This is a genomic window from Synechococcus sp. Cruz CV12-2-Slac-r (assembly GCF_024346075.1).
GTDB lineage: Bacteria > Cyanobacteriota > Cyanobacteriia > PCC-6307 > Cyanobiaceae > Synechococcus_D.
On sequence record NZ_JAGQEK010000025.1, the window covers coordinates 1 to 16437 of the forward strand.

Below are 16437 nucleotides of genomic sequence, written 5' to 3' on the forward strand. Positions count from 1 at the left end.
TGATCAATTGTTGGGCGCTGCTGCTATCGATTGGATGATCTGGAATTAATGCCAATAGGGCCTGGAGGCCTGAAATTGCGTTTGGAATTTGGAGTTGGGAAACGGCTTCTGGTGTTAATTCTGGTTGTACAAAAAAAGGTTTTGCCTGCTCTACCCCATCGGCGAGAAGGGTGAGGGATGGGCCAAGCAAGTTGCATAGTTTTAAGCGCCAGGCCAATGTTTTTTGTTCGATAGCAAAATTGGCGGCTTGCCAAAGAGGCTGTAATTGCTGCTCGAGCTGTTCACTGCCGAGTTCATGGAGCACCTGGCCGTTTAGCCAATTTAATTTGTCCCAATCAAAACGCGCACCAGCTTTATTTACTCGATCAAAATCAAATACAGCGGCGGCTTGGTTCAGGGTGAAACGTTCTCCCATTCCTTCTGGGGCAGACCAGCCCAGCAGGGTCATGTAGTTGGCCAGAGCAGCTGCTGTGTAACCCATGGCTTGAAAATCAGCCACGGAGGTAACACCATCACGTTTTGATAGTTTTTTGCCCTCCTGGTTAAGGATTAATGGGGTGTGGGCAAATTTAGGAATCGCTAAATTTAAGGCCTCATAAAGCAGCAATTGTTTTGCGGTATTGGCGATATGGTCTTCGCCGCGAATCACATGGCTTATCGCCATAGCGGCATCATCTACCACCACCACAAGGTTGTAGAGGGGATCACCGATTTGATCTGCAGCGGCGCGGCGGGCAATAACCATGTCGCCGCCAAGATCAGCACCAGCCCAACGCATCTCCCCCCGCACTAGATCACTCCAGGTGATGCTGCGTTGATCATCAATGCAAAAACGAATAGTTGCTTGGCGGCCGGCAGCGCTGTATTCCTGCTGCTGGGCCAAGCTCAAATTACGGTGGCGATTGTCATAACGAGGAGCTTGCTTTAGAGCTGCCTGCTGCTCCCGCATGGCAGTTAATTCAGCTTCAGTTGCAAAACAGCGATAGGCATGGCCTGAATCAAGCAACTGTTGAATTGCGCTGCGATGTTCAGCGATCCGTGCAGTTTGGATTACCGGTTCAGCATCCCAATCAAGGCCAAGCCATTGCAAACCTTCCAGAATATTTGCGGTGAAGGCTGGATTGCTGCGTTCCTTATCGGTGTCTTCGATGCGCAATAGAAATTTGCCGCCATGGCGCCGCGCAAAAAGCCAATTAAAAACTGCGGTACGGGCAGTGCCGATATGAAGGGTGCCGGTGGGGCTTGGCGCAAGCCGAACGCGAACGGGGTTAGCCGCTGAACCGGAATCCATGGATATTTGGGGTTTTTAAACGGGGCTGACGGGATTCGAACCCGCAACTTCCGCCGTGACAGGGCGGTGCTCTAACCGATTGAACTACAGTCCCAAGTTGAGAATTAAGGCCGTTGATTCACATCAATAAAACTTCAAATTGTTGCCGTTCAGTTAATGCTGACCAGTTAAAAAGTGAAGAAAAAATTTAAGATGAGATTCAGTGGGGCTTTCTGGTTTGCTGGCGTATCCCATGGACAGCAGCAATTATCGCGTTTTGGGGTGCCAGCCGTCAACTGCTTATTGATTCCAGCTTGATCAAATCTTGAACAAGGGCTTGGATCGTTTCTGGCTTAGCTGGTTTTTGGAATGTAGCCAGCAGTTCACGACCCAAAACAGTGCAGCCAAGGTATGAAAATTGTTGGCGCATCGCAATTAAAACCCTGCCACCGCCACCACCGCTATGGCTGCCAAGGGCAACCGGGCGCTGATTAAAAAGCTCTCTGAAATCACTGGAGGCAACTGAAAGCCATGCGATGGCGTTGCTGAGTACTGGCGGTGTTAAACCGTTGTATTCAGGGGCGCAAATAAAAATACTTTTATGTGAATGCAAAGCATCTTGTAATTCAACAAGGCCATCTCCAGCGCCTTTTTCTTTCACGCCAGGATGAAATAATGGCAAATTTAGATTGCATAAATCCAGAATATTGCAATTAACGCCTTGAGCTATTGCTTCGCTTTCGATTAAACGAGCTAGTTCAAGGTTGTTGCCACTACTGGCTGTGATGATCAGCATCAGGGGCGAAACCCAGCGGGCTCGATCAAACGCACTTGATTTCCCCTAGCGGTGAATTCCCTGCCCTGGTCGCTTTGTACCACCACACGGCCGCCAGATTTAACTCGAATTACGCGAGCGCGCACCCAGCCAAGGGCCGCAGACTCAAGCACTTTGACCACATCACCAGGCTGCAGATCCAATTCCATGATTCTCCTCAGTTTCAGACCTAAAAAATGGAGCGAGGTGCATCGAACGCGCCGTGGAGGACTTGAACCCCCGACATCAGGTTTTGGAGACCTGCGTTCTACCAACTGAACTAACGACGCAGGAGGCGATGCACCCCCACCGCTGCCAACTCTAAGACGAAGCGGTGATTAGCGATCGAAGCGCTGCTTCACCCTGGTGGCTTTACCAACCCGATCACGCAGGTAGAAGAGCTTGGCACGCCTTACCTTGCCGCGACGCTCCACGTTGATAGTGGCCACTTGAGGGCTGTGGAGCATAAATACCCGCTCCACGCCAATACCTTGGAAAATACGCCGCACCGTGATGGTTTGGTGCATTCCGCCATGGCGCTTGGCGATCACTACGCCTTCATAGGGCTGGATACGTTCCTTATTGCCTTCACTAATCCTTACGCCAACTTTTACGGTGTCGCCCACGTAGATGTCGGGTAAGTCGCTTTTGAGTTGGCTGCTTTCAAAAAAGCTCATCAACTCAGCAGCGCTTAATTTGCGCTTTTTTGTTGCTGGTGTTTCTTGGGATGCAACGTCAGAGACAGGAGCTTCAGCTGCTGGGGCCTCGGCTGTGGTGGTCTCGTTAGTGATCTCTGCGGCTGTTTCCTCTGCGGTCATTGCGAAATAAGCAACTCCTGTATGGGTTGCTGCTGCGGGGCCAAACAAAGAGCTTACCCCCCTACGGGGAGGTGGTTTGCTTGCGTAATTTCTGTAAAAGCATCAAGCCACCGCTGCAAAGCATCCACAGCAGGCCGAGGCCGTTGAGCAAAACGTAAATAGTTTCGCCCCTTGGCCCCAACCATTCCCCTTCGTGCAACACCAAAAGCAGGTGCGCTTGATCACGACTCAAACCGCCCCAATCCCTTAGAAGCCGGTAGCTGGTGCCTGAAATCACCGTGAGCATTAATGGCGTAATAACAAAAGGTGCAAGGCGTTCATGCCAGCGCCGCAGCAGTAGAAAGAAGTTGGTCATCGCACTGGTTTTCGCAACAGGGGCGTGGCCGTTGATAGCTTGTTAACTCGGGCCTGGATGCCGGTAACTATGAATCTATTTGCTGAACTCTTGGTATCGGCCAAGCCCCAGGCAGGGCCACGCATCCGCCAAAATCGTAGGGGGGTGGAATTGAAATCCGCTCGGGAAATCACGATCATGCGCCAATCGGGCCGGATTGTTGCAACGGTGCTTAAAGAAATCATGGGCCTCGTGAAACCGGGGATGACCACGGCTGATTTAGATGCCTATGCGGAACAACGCATTCGTTCAATGGATGCTGAACCAAGTTTTAAGGGTTACCACGGCTTCAGTGGCAGTATTTGCGCCAGCATTAATAACGAAGTAGTGCACGGAATTCCAAGTGCAAAGCGGTTAATTCGCGATGGCGATCTACTGAAAGTTGATACCGGTGCATTTTTTGAGGGTTATCACGGTGATAGCTGCGTCACAATTTGTGTTGGTGATGCCCCTGCGGCGGCGGTGAAGCTGGCTCGTGTTGCTCAAGAATCCCTATATGCAGGGCTGAAACGCATCAAGGCTGGAAATACGTTGCTTGATATCGCTGGGGCTGTGCAAGATCACGTGGAAGCCAATGGCTATGCGGTGGTGGAGGATTACACGGGCCATGGGGTGGGCAGGAATCTCCATGAAGAACCATCTGTATTTAATTTCCGCACTAAGGAATTACCCAATGTGACCCTGCGCGCTGGGATGACATTGGCTGTGGAGCCTATTTTAAATGGCGGCACAAAAGCCTGCCGCACCCTCAAAGATCGCTGGACTGTTGTAACAGAAGACGGCAGTCTTTCGGCTCAATGGGAACACACAGTGCTCGTAACTGAAGAAGGTTGCGAAATCCTTACTGATCGGGAGCTTGTGTAACGCTGCGGTTGTAAATATTTCTCCCCCATTCTGTGAGTGGCATTAATAGCCAGGTGAGGGGATTCGGGCTCACGATAATTAGCTTTTTGCCTGCAATCGCCTGTTTCATAACCGCTGCTGCCACCGCCTCAGCTCGCATGAATCCATAGGGGTTTAACGCCGATTTAAACGGACCTAAAACCAAGCGACGCACCGGGCAGGGGGCATCGAGGCTGCGCAGGCTTAACAACTGCCCCAGGGCCCGCTTGCTGATCTCATACAAGGGGCTTAAAGCTGGATTCACCTCTGCTTCTGAAGTGTTTACCCACACTTCACGATCTTTAGTGCCTGGGCTGCAACTTTTTATAAACAGCTCAAGTAGCCGCATGGCGCTGAGGGTATTTACCTCAAGGCTTGCGATGGCGGCTGCTGTATCCCGTGCCCCGAGTTTATTAATGCCGTGGTTAATCACGAGGATGTCCACTTCCTGCAGCATTTGGGCAAGCTTTTCTTCTTCTCCCACGCGCCAACAAATGGTTTCCAGCGGCACCGCTTGGCCGTTTGCATTGATTAGTTGCAACGGCTCATCGCTATGGCGTAGGGCTATTAATTCAGCCCCCTGCAGCTGAAATTGCGTTAATAAAGCCCGGCCAAAACTGCCGCCAGCCCCGGTAACGGCGCATTTCTTCCCAATAAAAGCGCCAATAACCACTTTTGCACCAGTTCGAACAGTAGATTTTCCTACTAACTAATCCTGCCGCCATGGGCTATCCCAGCGCCACCCTATTGGTGGGATCCTGTGAACCTTTCAGCGGAAAATCTGCCCTTGTGATGGGCTTAGCTCAACAATTTCGCAATCGCGGCTTGCCTTTTCGTTATGGCAAACCGCTTGCCACCAGTTTGGAGCAGCAAGGCGCAAACGAACCGCTTATCGACGACGACGTGCGTTTTGTTGGTGAATTCTTTTCATTGCCCGAGGCAGCCCAACTCACATCCCTAAAAGCGATTGCCCCTGCTACAGCCGAGCAGCAGTTGCTCACGGGCCACGAGGTGGATGCAGCAGCGGTGAGCAAGGAACTGGCCGCAATGCTTGGTGTGGCTGAGGGCATCACGCTGCTGGAAGCGGCTGGATCCCTTAGCGAAGGCTTGTTGTTTGGTTTAAGCCTGCCGCAATTAGCCACTGGCTTAAATGCGCCGGTATTGATTGCCCATGCCTGGGAAGATGCCCGCAGCGTTGAACCATTGCTGCAGGCCAAAGCCCAATTGGGTAACCAGCTACTGGGAGTGGTGTTGAACAACATAGATCCCGCCAAGATTGAAGCTGTGCAACGGGCGGTGCCTGGCCTTGAGGCCCTTGGTTTACACGTTTATGGCCTGCTGCCTCGCAGCCCATTGCTGCGCAGTGTGACGGTGGGGGAATTAGTGCAACGGCTTGGCGCCGAGATGCTCTGCTGCCGTGAACGCAAAGATCTGCTTGTTGAAACCTTGAGCATTGGTGCCATGAATGTGAATTCCGCGATGGAATTTTTCAGGCGTCAGCGCAATATGGCTGTGGTAACAGGGGCAGATCGCACCGATATCCAGCTGGCAGCTTTGGAATCTTCCACCCAGTGCCTCATTCTCACCGGTGCAGCTGATCCATTGCCGCAATTGGTGAGCCGCGCCCAGGAGCTTGATGTGCCGCTCCTTAAGGTGAATCACGACACCCTCACAACTGTTGCGGTGATTGAAAAAGCTTTCGGCCACGTGCGTTTGCATGAAACTGTGAAGGCCAGTTATGCGGCACGAATGGTGGCTGAACATTGCGCTTTCGAGCCACTATTTAAGCGATTAGGTTTTTAAAGCTGCAACAGGTTCAGGCCGGCGCTGCTACGGTCGAACGCAAAGCTGAGTTGTTGCACAGGTTGTGACCCGGTCCCTCGATTTACCAACGCTCGACCGGGTTGACACCTTGGCCCAGGAGTTGGCATTGCTACAAGATACGGGTAAAAGACGAATCGCCATCCTTGGCACCCGTCATGTACCGGTTGTTTCGGTGCACTTAGTGGAATTGGTTGCCCGTTCGCTGGCGCAGGAGGGCCACAATCTGCTCACCTCTGGCGCTCAGGGTGTGAATGCAGCGGTTATTCGGGGTGTATTGGCAGTGGATCCAGCCAAATTAACGGTGATCCTGCCCCAAAGTTTGCATCGCCAGGGCAGCGAAACTCGCGAGCAATTAGAGCGGGTGATGCATCTGGTGGAAAAACCAGACAACGATGATCTACCACTGCTGGAGGCCAGCGCTATTTGTAATCGAGAAATCGTGAGCCGCTGTGATCAACTTATTTGTTTTGCTTTTCACGACAGCGAAACATTAATAGACACCTGCCGCAGCGCAGAAGAGATTGGCAAGGTGGTAACACTTTTATTCTTTGATTGAATTGTTTGCTCATCAAGGAATAAGTATTGCCTTCAAGCCTTCTAGGTAAAGAATGCCGCTACAGGTGAGGCCAGCAGCCCAGCAGATACCCCGTAAAGGGGGAACATTCCCCACATAGGCAGCGATGTAGATCAATCGCAATGCTGGATGAGCCAAGGCAACGGCCATGGCAATGGGGCTATTAACAGCTGCAATTAGGCAGAGCAAGCAAGCTGGGGCGTGAAGAGTAAAGGCTTCAAAGCTGTTTTGATGCGCCCAGCTGGCCCTTTTACCCCAAGCGGGCATTCGTTCAAACATTGCCCTTGGAGCAGCCAGATCAGCCATGGTGAAATCACTTTTTGAGCGGGCCGCACCAAGGGGAACCACGCTCAGCACTACCACTAGGGCTGAAAGCAGTAACGAGGCGGCAAAGGCGGTTTGAACTGCCATGGAAATGGGCACAGTGATGGCTCTTTTCTAGGCTGTTGAGTGTTGCTTTTGTGAGCCTTGTATGGCGGATAGCTACAGCTTTGATGTGGTGTCTGATTTTGATCGCCAGGAACTGGTTAACACTGTTGATCAGGTGCGCCGGGAGGTGGGCCAGCGCTACGACCTCAAGGATTCAGGCACTGAATTAAACCTGGAAGAAGCAGCAATTGTGATTACCACTGCCACAGATATGACCCTGGAGGCGGTGTTGGATGTGTTGCGCCAAAAAGCCACAAAACGTGAGTTGTCACTAAAAATCTTTGATTTTCAAACCCCGGAGCCGGTGGGGGGAAATCGGGTAAAACAAGAGATCAAGTTGCGTAAAGGGCTTAGCCAGGAATTGGCGAAATCACTGAGCAAAACCGTGCGGGATGAGCTGAAAAAAGTAACAGTTTCAATCCAAGGCGATAGTTTGCGTATCACCGGTAAAAATAAAGACGATCTCCAAACCGCAATCCAATTGCTAAGGGCGCAGGAGGTGGAGGTGCCATTGCAATTTGAAAATTACCGCTAAAGACTTAATTGCAGTTCGCAGTTGTAGCGTTTTAAGGCGTGGGCTTTGATCGCTTCTGCTTGCACCACCTGGTTTACCTGCTGGGCTTCTAGTTCCAAGCTGGTGGCTTTTGGGTGATTTTCTTGCCAGCGTTGATCAATTCGGTTGAGGCGGGTTTGTAATAGCTGAATGATTTCAGCGGAACAGCGGGGGCCGGCCCCTTCTGGGCGAAAGCCATCGCTGCGCTCAAGGGCCAATGCAGTAGCAGCGGTAAAAGCAAACCAACTAAGCAAAATAAATGGCAGCCTGTAGAAGTTGCAGCCCATAATTTGGCACTTTCAGCTTGTTTAGTTTGCCTTGCTCTGCTGGTTAATCCGCTGCAAGAGCAAGGCCAACGCATTCAACCTGTGCGTTCAGCGGCGGGGATGGTGGTAAGCCAGGAACGGCTAGCCAGTGGGGTGGGTGCTGCAATCCTGCGGCGTGGTGGCAATGCGATTGATGCTGCTGTTGCAACTGCCTTTGCCTTGGCTGTAACTCTGCCTCAAGCCGGCAATTTAGGGGGTGGTGGTTTTTTGCTGTTTTGGCATCAAGGCCAGCGCAAGGCCTATGCCCTCAATTTCCGTGAGATGGCACCGCGGCGCGCTTACGCAGAGATGTTTTTAGGGGCTGATGGGGATGTGGATCGCCAAAAGGCCACCCGCAGTTTGCTTAGCAGCGGCGTTCCGGGAACAGTGGCGGGTTTGCTTGAGGCCCAGCAACGATTTGGTGTGTTGAGCCGCGCTGAGGTAATGGCTCCAGCGATTGCCCTTGCCCGTGGGGGGTTTCCGGTGTATCCCGCTTTGGCAGCTTCATTGCAACAGGCTTTGCCCTTGCTGGGCAAAGATCCTGCGGCAAAACAAATTTTTTATCGCCTTAAGCCAAATATCGCTGCAGTTGCTTTTTATCAACCTGGCGACATCTTCAAGCAACCGCAGCTAGCAGCAACTTTGGCGTTGATCAGCCAGCGGGGCAAAGCTGGTTTTTATCGCGGTGAAGTGGCGGCAAAAATTAATGAATTGATGCAAAAGAAGGGTGGATTAATTGATAGTTTTGATTTGATAAATTACAAAGCACCCTGGGTGGAGCCGATCAAGGGTGAGTTTAAAGGGCTCACGGTGTTATCAATGCCGCCCCCCAGTAGCGGCGGAGTAACCCTTGTGCAATTGCTGAACTTATTGGAACCTTTTGATCTTGCCCAGATGGGGCTTAATAGTGCGGCTGCTATCCACACCATGGTGGAGGCGATGAATTTGGCCTACCGCGATCGCAATAGCGAACTTGGGGATCCAGATCAAATGCTCATCCCCACAGAACGGCTGATTAGCAAGAGTTATGCCGATAGCTTGCGCCCTTTAATCCGCACCGATCGCCATACCCCCAGTAGCGAATTAAAGGCGTTAACTGTTTTACAAGGCAACAGCACTAATACAACACATCTTTCGGTGGCAGATCGCCATGGATCTTTAGTGGCATTAACTACAACGCTTAATTTTGCCTATGGCAATGGTGTTGTTGTGCCTGGAACTGGGTTTTTACTTAATAACGAGATGGATGATTTCAGCGCAAAACCTGGAGTTGCAAATGCCTATGGGTTAGTGCAAGGGGAACGCAACGCGATAGCACCATATCGGCGCCCCTTGAGCTCGATGGCACCAACAATTGTTTTAAATGCTGCGGGTAATCCCTGGCTTGCCACCGGCAGCCCTGGTGGCAGCCGCATCATTACCACTGTTTTACAGGTATTACTGAATCGGATTTTGCATGGTTTAAATCTGGCTAGTGCAGTGCTTGCCTCCCGCGTGCATAGCCAACTTTGGCCCGATCAAATCTTGATGGAGGAAGGAATAAGCCCAGATACGCAAAAAATAATAGAAATAATGGGCCATAAATTAGTTCAATCTGCAGCGATGGGTTCTGCAAATAGTGTTGAATTACTACCTAATGGCGGCAGCCTTGGTATTGCAGATCCGCGCCGACCAGAAGCGGCAGCGGCGCCTGAGCGGCCTTAAAAAATAGAACTACGATTGGATAAGCGTCGCATCAGGGGGCCATTGCGGGATGGTAATGAATTTGGTAAGTTATTCCAGTTGATTTGTTTTGCACCTGGAAATTGATAGCTGCTTTCTACGATTTCCCTTTGCTGCCAATAAATATCAAGAAAAGTGATGCTTTGGCGCGGGGGTTGGTTGCTCATTAGTAATTGACGCGGGCCACTACCTGCTGCCCCCAGCTGAATTAAATCCAACTTACCTAAACGGGCTGGATAGTAGGCATGTTGGTGGCCGCTTATATAGGCATGGATATCACCATTTTCAAGTATTTGTTGTAGTTGGTTTGCTTGGTTTAGTACCTCACCTGGTTGATCTCGGCCGCGGCTGATACCCCTTAGGGGTAAATGGCCAAGAGCGATTCGTAATTTAGCTTTTCTAGCAATCGGGCTGGCAAGTTGTTCTCGAACCCAATTCTGTTGTTGAGCTGATATCTCAGCGCTTGATGCATCCCAGATCAGCCAAAAAATATTATTTACTAAAGCTGTGTAATAAAAGGGAAATCCATTTGAATCTATGTAATTAAGCCCTAATTTTTCTTTTTGAGGCTGCCAAAACCTGATTGCAGCAGCGCGATCTGCTTCAAATTGATAACCACTTGTTGCTTTAATTGAGGAGGCATCATGGTTGCCTAAGCTAAAAATAAATGGATGCCCAGCGGTTCGTATCGGTTTTAATACCTGGCTGTAAAAGCTATCCCACATCGCATCTAATTGCGCTGGGCTAAGGCCTATTTTCTGTGCTGCGATCATATCGCCAGCGCAGATAACTTGATCTGGTTTTTTTGAAAGTATTAAATCGATACCTTCCTTCACAGCTGGGATATAGTTTGTTGAGCCATAACTACTGTTAATATCGCTAAATAAACCAAGCTTTAAATCTGGCTTTGGCAAATCTTCTGCCTTAATTGCAATCAAGGCTTTTGGTAGCATTAAGTTGCCAATACCTGCTGCTGCTATTGCTAATAATGATCGCCTTGTATGTAAAGTCATTTGGGTGGTTTTAATGGTGATTTAATTAAAGCTCATAACTTATCGCCAAGGTAGGAGCGCCGTAGGTTTTCATTTTGATATAGATCTGATGCATTTCCTTCTAATACCAATTCACCTGCTTCCAGCACATAGCCGCGTTGGGCGATTGCTAGTGCTGCATATATATTTTGCTCCACTAACAACATGCTTAGGCCTGTCTTATTTAGCTTGGCTAAACACTGCATAAGTTCCTCTACTAATATTGGCGCTAAACCTAGGCTCGGTTCGTCTAAAAGCAACAACTTAGGTTTTGCCATTAATGATCTTGCGATTGCTAGCATCTGTTGCTCCCCGCCGCTCAGGCTTCCTGCCAACTGGAGGCGTCGTTCAGCAAGGCGCGGAAATAATTCATAGCAATATTCCAAATCAGCACGAATTTCTGTTTTATTTCTCCTTATCCAAGCGCCTAATTGCAGATTGGCGAGCACTGTTTGCTGCGCTAAAACCCGCCTTCCTTCTGGGCAGTGGCTAATACCCAATTTAACGCTGCGTTCTGTATTGCAACGAGCTAAACAATTGCCGCTCCAGAGGATCTTCCCTTCCATCGTTGGCAGCAACTTTGAGATTGCTTTTAAGGTGCTGCTTTTTCCTGCTCCATTTGCTCCAAGTAATGCCACGCATTCCCCAGCTCCCACCTTTAGGTTTAAATGCCGCACCCCCCAGAGTGGGCCGTAGCGCACGCCCAGTTTCTTTAGTTCTAATAAAGGTATTGTCATCCTGATGTTTAAGCCCCCCTGCCCAGGTATGCCTCAATTACAAGTGGATCTTCTTGCACTTCTTGCGGGCTACCAATGGCAATGCAACGGCCAAAGTTTAATACCGCAAGGCGATCGCATAATTTCATCATTAAAGGCACATGATGCTCAATTATTAATATTGTAAGTTGAAATTGTTTACGGATTGTGTTAAGGAGAACTTGTAATTTTTGTTTCTCTACAGGGTTCATACCCGCCGCGGGTTCATCCAACAGTAGTAATTGCGGCTTTGTTGCTAGCGCCCGCACTAATTCCAATCTTCTTTGCTCTCCATAGGCCAATGATCCCGCTATATGTGTGCCCTTTTCCTGCAAGTCCATAATAGCCAGCAATTCCAATGCAGTACGGCGATCATTGCAGCCCATTGCTATTTGCAAATTATCGATACAACTCAGATCGCTAAATACCCTTAGGTTTTGAAAGGTGCGGGCTATGCCTAAATTACATAACTGATCCGGCCTAAGCCCCGCCGTTGTTTTGCCTTGCCAGCGCACTTCGCCGCTAGTGGCAGCAGTGAGGCCAGTGATCACATTAAAAAGCGTGGTTTTGCCTGCACCATTTGGGCCAATTAAGCCAAAGATTTCGCCTTGCTGCAAAGAAAAACTCAGCTGATCAAGGGCCTGCAAACCACCGAAACGCACGCTTAGGCCATTGAGTTCCAGCGAGGTTGAACCAATCATGATCTTTTTTGCTGGATTAGCCCTTGTGGGATAAATATCGGGCCCAATAAGATCACCAGGCCAAATACAATTAGGCGTAGATCACCAATTGGCCGTAATAATTCAGGCAGTGCTGTGAGCACTAATCCACCAATTACTGGCCCTAGCCAGGTGCGGCTACCGCCTAGCACTACAAAGGCCAATGTTGTGATGCTGGCATCAAAGCTGGCCTGCCTTGCACTCCAGCTGTTGAAAAAATGGGCCGCTAAAACACCTGCTGCTGCGGCAATAATTGCACTAAGTACAAAAGCAATTAATTTAACTCGTTCACTATTAACGCCCATACAACGGGCTGCTAATTCATCATTTCTTATTGCAGCCATCTCCCTTCCTAAGGGTTCTGTTTCTAGACGTTGGCAGCCCCAGGCTGTTATTCCTAGCAGCACAGCGAATGCTGCTGCATATCCTTCCGGACCTTCAAAAGGTTGGGGGATTGCAAATATTCCCACAGCAGCACCAAACCAAGGGCTACTTAATAGCACCACCCTAAGAATTTCAACTAGCGCGATAGTTGCGATGGCTAAATAAATACCCTTTAATTTTAATACTGGTTTTCCAATTAAGAAGGCTAATAATGCAACTAAAGGAATTGCTAGCATTAATTCAAGAAAAACTGAAGTAAGCGGATAGGTTTGTTCGTTTCCCCCTAATTCAGGAACTGTAGTTGATAACAATGCAGCTACAGTTCCGCCGATTGTGTAGAAGCCTGGAGTTGCAAGCGATAGTTGCCCTGCACGCAACGGGAGATAAACAGCTAATGCAAGTAAAGCTCCTAGGAGCATTAATACAAATAGGGAAATATCAAACATTCTATTTATACCTTTTCTATTGGTGGTTTACCAAATAAGCCTTGGGGCCTAATGATAAGCACCAAAAATAGAAAGGCAAAGGCCACAGCATCTTTATAAGCTGATAGTTTTGCTGGAACAAATGCTTCCGTAATACCAATAATTAATCCACCAAGCATTGCACCTGGCACACTACCTAAGCCGCCAAGCACTAAAACTCCCAAACCCTTTAAGCCATAGCTAATCCCAAAATATGGCCCGCCAATATTAACGCTGAGTGCCACTAAACCACCAGATAATCCAGCAAGAAAACTAGCAATTGCGAAAGCTAATTGAATCATCGCACCACTATTAATTCCAAGTAGTCTTGCGGTGGTGGCATCTTCTGCCACCGCTTGTAATGCTTTGCCGCTAAGGCTTTGGTTTAGCCAGATATTTAATATAAGCATTGTAACGCCACCAACTAACAATAGTAATAACTGCACCGTGCGTATTTGAAGGCCATGGCCTAGGGCTAATACCGCTGGCATTGAGCCAAGTATGTTGCTAGGTAAGGCATAAGCTTCTGCGCCCATTAATAATTGAATTAAATTCACTATTATTACCCCAGCACCTAGGCTTGTAATTAGATATAACAATGGTTCAGCCCCTCTACGCCTCAATGGTTTAAAAGCAACGGTTTCCACCAGTAATCCCACCATTGCTGCTGTTAAGCCGGCTAGCACTAGGGCGATTGCTAATGGAAATGTTACCGGTAATTTTTGTGCTGCTAGTAAACCATTACTTCCCACTACGCCACCAAGAAATATGTAGGTGAAATAGGCACCGCAGGTGAAAACTGCACCATGGGCAAAGTTAATCACCCCAAGCACTGAAAATACAAGGGTATAACCCAGAGCAAATAGAGCATATACAGCACCTATTGATATGCCATTTACTAATAATTGCAGCCAAACTTCCATTATTTAAGCAATGCAAATCTACCAGTTTGTCCATCCGGATTCATCTGCACTTCAGCTACATAAAAACTTTCTTGTTTTACTTCCCCATCGCGGCTAAAGCTAATCTTTCCTAGTGGGGTGTTATAGGTGCCGCTAAGGATCTCCTTATTTAAAAGAAGCCTTGCCTGCCTTAATGGCATGCCTTTAAGGGGTTCACGTTTATTCAAGCGTTGAGCTGCTTCTGCAATCACTTGATAGGCGGTGTAAGCCTGAGCTGTGAGCTGAGCTGGAACTCTGCCACCTTGTTGTGCTTTATGGGTAGCAACAAAGGCTTGATTCTCTTTTGTTTTTAATTCAGGGCTATAAGCTTGAGCAATTAAAATGCCATCACAAAAGCGCTGACAAATTGGATATATATTTGGTGTATTCATGCCATTACCTACCACGATTTTGCCTTTAAAGCCCAGTTCCCTTAATTGACGAATTAAGTTACCCCCATCTACCGCCTGAAGCGACAACACAACCAGATCTGGTTTTGCCCTTAATGCTGAGGTGATTTGATTAAGAAAATCTTGATCATTTAGCTGAGTACGTTGCACCGTAACTGTGTTAAGCCCTTTTGCTTTAATTGCCTTTTGAAATATTGTTGTTTCTGATGTGCTGTATGCGTCGTCATTTGCATAAAAAACAGCCACTCGTTTAATGGCAGGATCTAATTGCATCACTTTATTAATAGAAAGGGGCGCAATAACTGAACTTTGCGCTGATACCCTGCTAATAAAACTACCAATTTCTGGTATGCCAGTGGCGGTATTTGATGGGGCTAGCACTGGCACTCCGCGACGTTGAGCAATCGGACTTGCCGCAAAGGCTTGTTGGGATAATGTTGGCCCAATTAAGGCCGTTGTGCCTTGGTTAATTAATAAATTAAAGGCATTTATTGCGCCTGCTTCATCACTGCCGCCATCTTCGATAATTAGGTTTAAAGGCATGCTGCTGCCTGGTTTAAATGCTGCCTGGGCTAGCTCGAGGCCAAGCCGTTGATCTTGCCCATAAACATTGGCATTACCAGTGAGAGATAGCACTGCACCAACCGGTAAGCCCGCGTTTAGGTTTACCGGTGCGTTGCTATTTGTGCTGCTACAGCTAGCCAGTAGCCCCAGCAGCAATAGCCATTTCGGCGATACTCGCAAAACTTTGGCTGCAGGCATTGCTAAAGGCATCGATATCAGCCAATAATAGACGGGTTTTTAGGAGTTATTGCAAATAACATATCATTAAAATCACGATCACCGGCAAAGCCCATATCTTCAAAGGCAAAATAGCCGGTTCCCATTGACACATGTTGAAGTTCTTTATTTTGATTTGCATTTTTTATTGAAAATAGAATCTGAGAAAGCTCTGTTAACTGACCTGGTGAACTTATGATTTTATTGGGGGTTATATAGATTCCATAATAATTCCCTGTTGCTAATGTTATTGATTCTTTTGTTGCTTTAGCAAAACCGGGAGTTGGCATGCCACTAATTCCATCTAACCCGTTTGATAAAGACCGCTTTAATGCTTCTGTAGCATAATCTAGGCTTCCTATTTGTATAGGGGTTTTAATTGGTGTGTTGTTGATAACATGAAAATTGCCATCTGGATCATCAACTCGGAATATGCCATAGCCAGTATTGTAATTGCCAAAACGAGCTACATCAAGATTGTATTCAAATCTATCTGCAGGTACTGTACCTAGTGCTAAGAAATTAATATCTGCTACAAATAGCTCCCCTTGAGCTGGTGCTAATACCACTTGAGAACCTATGCCTGCTTTTCCAATTATTAATGTGTTATCTAAAGCTGGATTTAGATCCAAATCAGAACCTTGAGTTGAAACGCGAATATTTCCATTGCTATCTTGCAATGCGAGAGCAAATCTATCTTGCGATGTCAGAGTATTGCCTGCAGTTGAGCTGATATCTCCAATTGAAACACCTTCGCTGCTAAGAACAACACTTGGATTATTAAAAGCAAGGGCAGCTTTTTCTGGGCTAAAGGCGCGGGGATCGTATGCCTGAGTTGAAGTGCCAATTAGTTGATACGGGTTATTAAATAGTTTTTTTGCAGCTTCTATGTAGTTTTGATCAATATTGCCGTATGGATCATATGGAGCAATAAATTTCCCCGTTTCATATTCAATTTCACCATTTGAATTTACTTTGAACCAAAATAATTGGTCACCTTTATTAAGATTTGAGCGGGGCATTAAAACTGCAAGCTCTTGAGCTTGGGATGGTTGTTTGTATGCTCTTTCTAATATTGTGCTATCTGAATAATAAACACCCACTGCTTCTTTTCTTAGCGTAATTGTTTCACCATTTGCATATAGATAAGCAAAGCCTGAAGGTGTATCAGTGGCTATAATAGAATTGACTGGATTTTTCAGGGTTACGCCGATCTTAAAGTCTGGAAGTGTTGCAACTGACTGCACTGTATTAACATAGAAACTTAATTGGTTTATACCTCGAGCAAAATTGAGCGGAATCGAATTTTTACCCTTTAGCGCGTCTAGGTTTGGTTGATTATCTGTAATTAGATTTAGGTACTTTTCC

At 47.8% G+C, this 16437-nt stretch carries 20 protein-coding genes and 2 tRNA genes; 5 read left to right on the forward strand and 17 right to left on the reverse strand.

Going from position 1 to position 16437, the window contains the following annotated elements; genetic code table 11:
• The 7 genes from gltX to KB557_RS03760 all read right to left on the reverse strand — a co-directional run.
• Positions 1–1291: glutamate--tRNA ligase (gene gltX, locus KB557_RS03730; protein ID WP_255131478.1), on the reverse strand; the 1291-nt coding region annotated here is incomplete at its 3' end.
• A 20-nt stretch (positions 1292–1311) separates the two neighbouring features.
• Positions 1312–1385 (reverse strand) — tRNA-Asp (locus KB557_RS03735).
• A gap of 177 nt (positions 1386–1562) precedes the next feature.
• Positions 1563–2066: an NADPH-dependent FMN reductase gene (locus KB557_RS03740; RefSeq protein ID WP_255131479.1), complete on the reverse strand. Its 504-nt coding sequence runs from the start codon at positions 2064–2066 to the stop codon at positions 1563–1565.
• Positions 2066–2254: a hyperconserved protein Hcp gene (locus KB557_RS03745; protein WP_006043540.1), complete on the reverse strand. Its 189-nt coding sequence runs from the start codon at positions 2252–2254 to the stop codon at positions 2066–2068. Before KB557_RS03745 ends, KB557_RS03740 begins: the two co-directional genes overlap by 1 nt.
• Positions 2255–2301: 47 nt before the next feature.
• Positions 2302–2374: transfer RNA gene (locus tag KB557_RS03750), tRNA-Trp, on the reverse strand.
• A gap of 48 nt (positions 2375–2422) precedes the next feature.
• Complete coding sequence (gene rplS / locus KB557_RS03755; protein WP_255131480.1) at positions 2423–2902, reverse strand: 50S ribosomal protein L19; 480 nt, start codon at positions 2900–2902, stop codon at positions 2423–2425.
• Positions 2903–2963: 61 nt separating this feature from the next.
• Entirely contained in the window at positions 2964–3257 is a 294-nt protein-coding gene (locus tag KB557_RS03760) for a peptidase (RefSeq protein ID WP_255131481.1), read from the reverse strand.
• A gap of 69 nt (positions 3258–3326) precedes the next feature.
• Between KB557_RS03760 and map the strand changes: the two genes are divergently transcribed.
• Positions 3327–4160, forward strand: a complete 834-nt coding sequence (gene map, locus KB557_RS03765; protein ID WP_255131496.1) for a type I methionyl aminopeptidase — start codon at positions 3327–3329, stop codon at positions 4158–4160.
• On the opposite strand, the gene KB557_RS03770 is transcribed toward map, so the two are convergent.
• The gene (locus KB557_RS03770) at positions 4138–4851 is read right to left on the reverse strand and encodes an SDR family NAD(P)-dependent oxidoreductase (RefSeq protein WP_255131482.1); all 714 of its coding nucleotides are present in this window, start codon (positions 4849–4851) and stop codon (positions 4138–4140) included. The two genes, map and KB557_RS03770, sit on opposite strands and share 23 nt — an antisense overlap.
• A 50-nt stretch (positions 4852–4901) precedes the next feature.
• On the opposite strand from KB557_RS03770, the gene KB557_RS03775 reads away from it, so the two are divergent.
• Together KB557_RS03775 and KB557_RS03780 are read left to right on the forward strand one after the other, a co-directional pair.
• Positions 4902–5981 (forward strand): phosphotransacetylase family protein, encoded by a 1080-nt coding sequence (locus tag KB557_RS03775; protein WP_255131483.1) that lies wholly within the window; start codon positions 4902–4904, stop codon positions 5979–5981.
• A 64-nt stretch (positions 5982–6045) separates the two neighbouring features.
• Positions 6046–6558, forward strand: a complete 513-nt coding sequence (locus KB557_RS03780; protein WP_255131484.1) for a DNA-protecting protein DprA — start codon at positions 6046–6048, stop codon at positions 6556–6558.
• A gap of 12 nt (positions 6559–6570) precedes the next feature.
• On the opposite strand, the gene KB557_RS03785 is transcribed toward KB557_RS03780, so the two are convergent.
• Positions 6571–6987 carry an MAPEG family protein gene (locus KB557_RS03785; protein WP_255131485.1) on the reverse strand — a complete coding sequence of 139 codons (417 nt, stop codon included), beginning with the start codon at positions 6985–6987 and terminating at the stop codon, positions 6571–6573.
• Positions 6988–7048: 61 nt separating this feature from the next.
• Here KB557_RS03785 and KB557_RS03790 point away from each other — a divergent pair, with 61 nt between their 5' ends.
• On the forward strand, positions 7049–7540 hold the full coding sequence (locus KB557_RS03790) for a YajQ family cyclic di-GMP-binding protein (protein WP_255131486.1): 492 nt from the start codon (positions 7049–7051) through the stop codon (positions 7538–7540).
• Here KB557_RS03790 and KB557_RS03795 read toward each other — a convergent pair.
• Positions 7537–7845 (reverse strand): hypothetical protein, encoded by a 309-nt coding sequence (locus KB557_RS03795; RefSeq protein ID WP_255131487.1) that lies wholly within the window; start codon positions 7843–7845, stop codon positions 7537–7539. The genes KB557_RS03790 and KB557_RS03795 overlap by 4 nt on opposite strands.
• A 3-nt stretch (positions 7846–7848) precedes the next feature.
• Between KB557_RS03795 and ggt the strand changes: the two genes are divergently transcribed.
• A complete protein-coding gene (gene ggt, locus KB557_RS03800) occupies positions 7849–9567 on the forward strand; it encodes a gamma-glutamyltransferase (protein WP_255131488.1) in 1719 nt (572 codons plus the stop codon).
• Here ggt and KB557_RS03805 read toward each other — a convergent pair.
• From KB557_RS03805 to KB557_RS03835, 7 genes are all read right to left on the reverse strand, one after another.
• A complete protein-coding gene (locus tag KB557_RS03805; RefSeq protein ID WP_255131489.1) occupies positions 9564–10598 on the reverse strand; it encodes a metallophosphoesterase in 1035 nt (344 codons plus the stop codon). The genes ggt and KB557_RS03805 overlap by 4 nt on opposite strands.
• Positions 10599–10630: 32 nt before the next feature.
• Positions 10631–11353, reverse strand: a complete 723-nt coding sequence (locus tag KB557_RS03810; RefSeq protein WP_255131490.1) for an ABC transporter ATP-binding protein — start codon at positions 11351–11353, stop codon at positions 10631–10633.
• Between the two features lie 8 nt (positions 11354–11361).
• Positions 11362–12072, reverse strand: coding sequence for an ABC transporter ATP-binding protein (locus tag KB557_RS03815; RefSeq protein ID WP_255131491.1), 711 nt, complete (start codon positions 12070–12072; stop codon positions 11362–11364).
• The gene (locus KB557_RS03820) at positions 12069–12920 is read right to left on the reverse strand and encodes a branched-chain amino acid ABC transporter permease (RefSeq protein ID WP_255131492.1); all 852 of its coding nucleotides are present in this window, start codon (positions 12918–12920) and stop codon (positions 12069–12071) included. Before KB557_RS03820 ends, KB557_RS03815 begins: the two co-directional genes overlap by 4 nt.
• Before the next feature lie 5 nt (positions 12921–12925).
• The gene (locus tag KB557_RS03825; protein ID WP_255131493.1) at positions 12926–13861 is read right to left on the reverse strand and encodes a branched-chain amino acid ABC transporter permease; all 936 of its coding nucleotides are present in this window, start codon (positions 13859–13861) and stop codon (positions 12926–12928) included.
• On the reverse strand, positions 13861–15051 hold the full coding sequence (locus KB557_RS03830) for an ABC transporter substrate-binding protein (RefSeq protein ID WP_255131494.1): 1191 nt from the start codon (positions 15049–15051) through the stop codon (positions 13861–13863). Before KB557_RS03830 ends, KB557_RS03825 begins: the two co-directional genes overlap by 1 nt.
• A gap of 17 nt (positions 15052–15068) precedes the next feature.
• A partial coding sequence (locus tag KB557_RS03835; RefSeq protein ID WP_255131495.1) for a DUF4114 domain-containing protein occupies positions 15069–16437 on the reverse strand: 1369 nt, incomplete at its 5' end.

Coding starts and splice junctions, on each gene's coding strand:
- KB557_RS03740 (WP_255131479.1), bottom strand. CDS start 2,066: ATGCTGATCATCACAGCCAGTAGTGGCAACAACCTTGAACTAGCTCGT.
- KB557_RS03745 (WP_006043540.1), bottom strand. CDS start 2,254: ATGGAATTGGATCTGCAGCCTGGTGATGTGGTCAAAGTGCTTGAGTCT.
- rplS (WP_255131480.1), bottom strand. CDS start 2,902: ATGACCGCAGAGGAAACAGCCGCAGAGATCACTAACGAGACCACCACA.
- KB557_RS03760 (WP_255131481.1), bottom strand. CDS start 3,257: ATGACCAACTTCTTTCTACTGCTGCGGCGCTGGCATGAACGCCTTGCA.
- map (WP_255131496.1), top strand. CDS start 3,327: ATGAATCTATTTGCTGAACTCTTGGTATCGGCCAAGCCCCAGGCAGGG.
- KB557_RS03775 (WP_255131483.1), top strand. CDS start 4,902: ATGGGCTATCCCAGCGCCACCCTATTGGTGGGATCCTGTGAACCTTTC.
- KB557_RS03785 (WP_255131485.1), bottom strand. CDS start 6,987: ATGGCAGTTCAAACCGCCTTTGCCGCCTCGTTACTGCTTTCAGCCCTA.
- KB557_RS03790 (WP_255131486.1), top strand. CDS start 7,049: ATGGCGGATAGCTACAGCTTTGATGTGGTGTCTGATTTTGATCGCCAG.
- KB557_RS03795 (WP_255131487.1), bottom strand. CDS start 7,845: ATGGGCTGCAACTTCTACAGGCTGCCATTTATTTTGCTTAGTTGGTTT.
- KB557_RS03805 (WP_255131489.1), bottom strand. CDS start 10,598: ATGACTTTACATACAAGGCGATCATTATTAGCAATAGCAGCAGCAGGT.
- KB557_RS03810 (WP_255131490.1), bottom strand. CDS start 11,353: ATGACAATACCTTTATTAGAACTAAAGAAACTGGGCGTGCGCTACGGC.
- KB557_RS03815 (WP_255131491.1), bottom strand. CDS start 12,072: ATGATTGGTTCAACCTCGCTGGAACTCAATGGCCTAAGCGTGCGTTTC.
- KB557_RS03820 (WP_255131492.1), bottom strand. CDS start 12,920: ATGTTTGATATTTCCCTATTTGTATTAATGCTCCTAGGAGCTTTACTT.
- KB557_RS03825 (WP_255131493.1), bottom strand. CDS start 13,861: ATGGAAGTTTGGCTGCAATTATTAGTAAATGGCATATCAATAGGTGCT.
- KB557_RS03830 (WP_255131494.1), bottom strand. CDS start 15,051: ATGCCTGCAGCCAAAGTTTTGCGAGTATCGCCGAAATGGCTATTGCTG.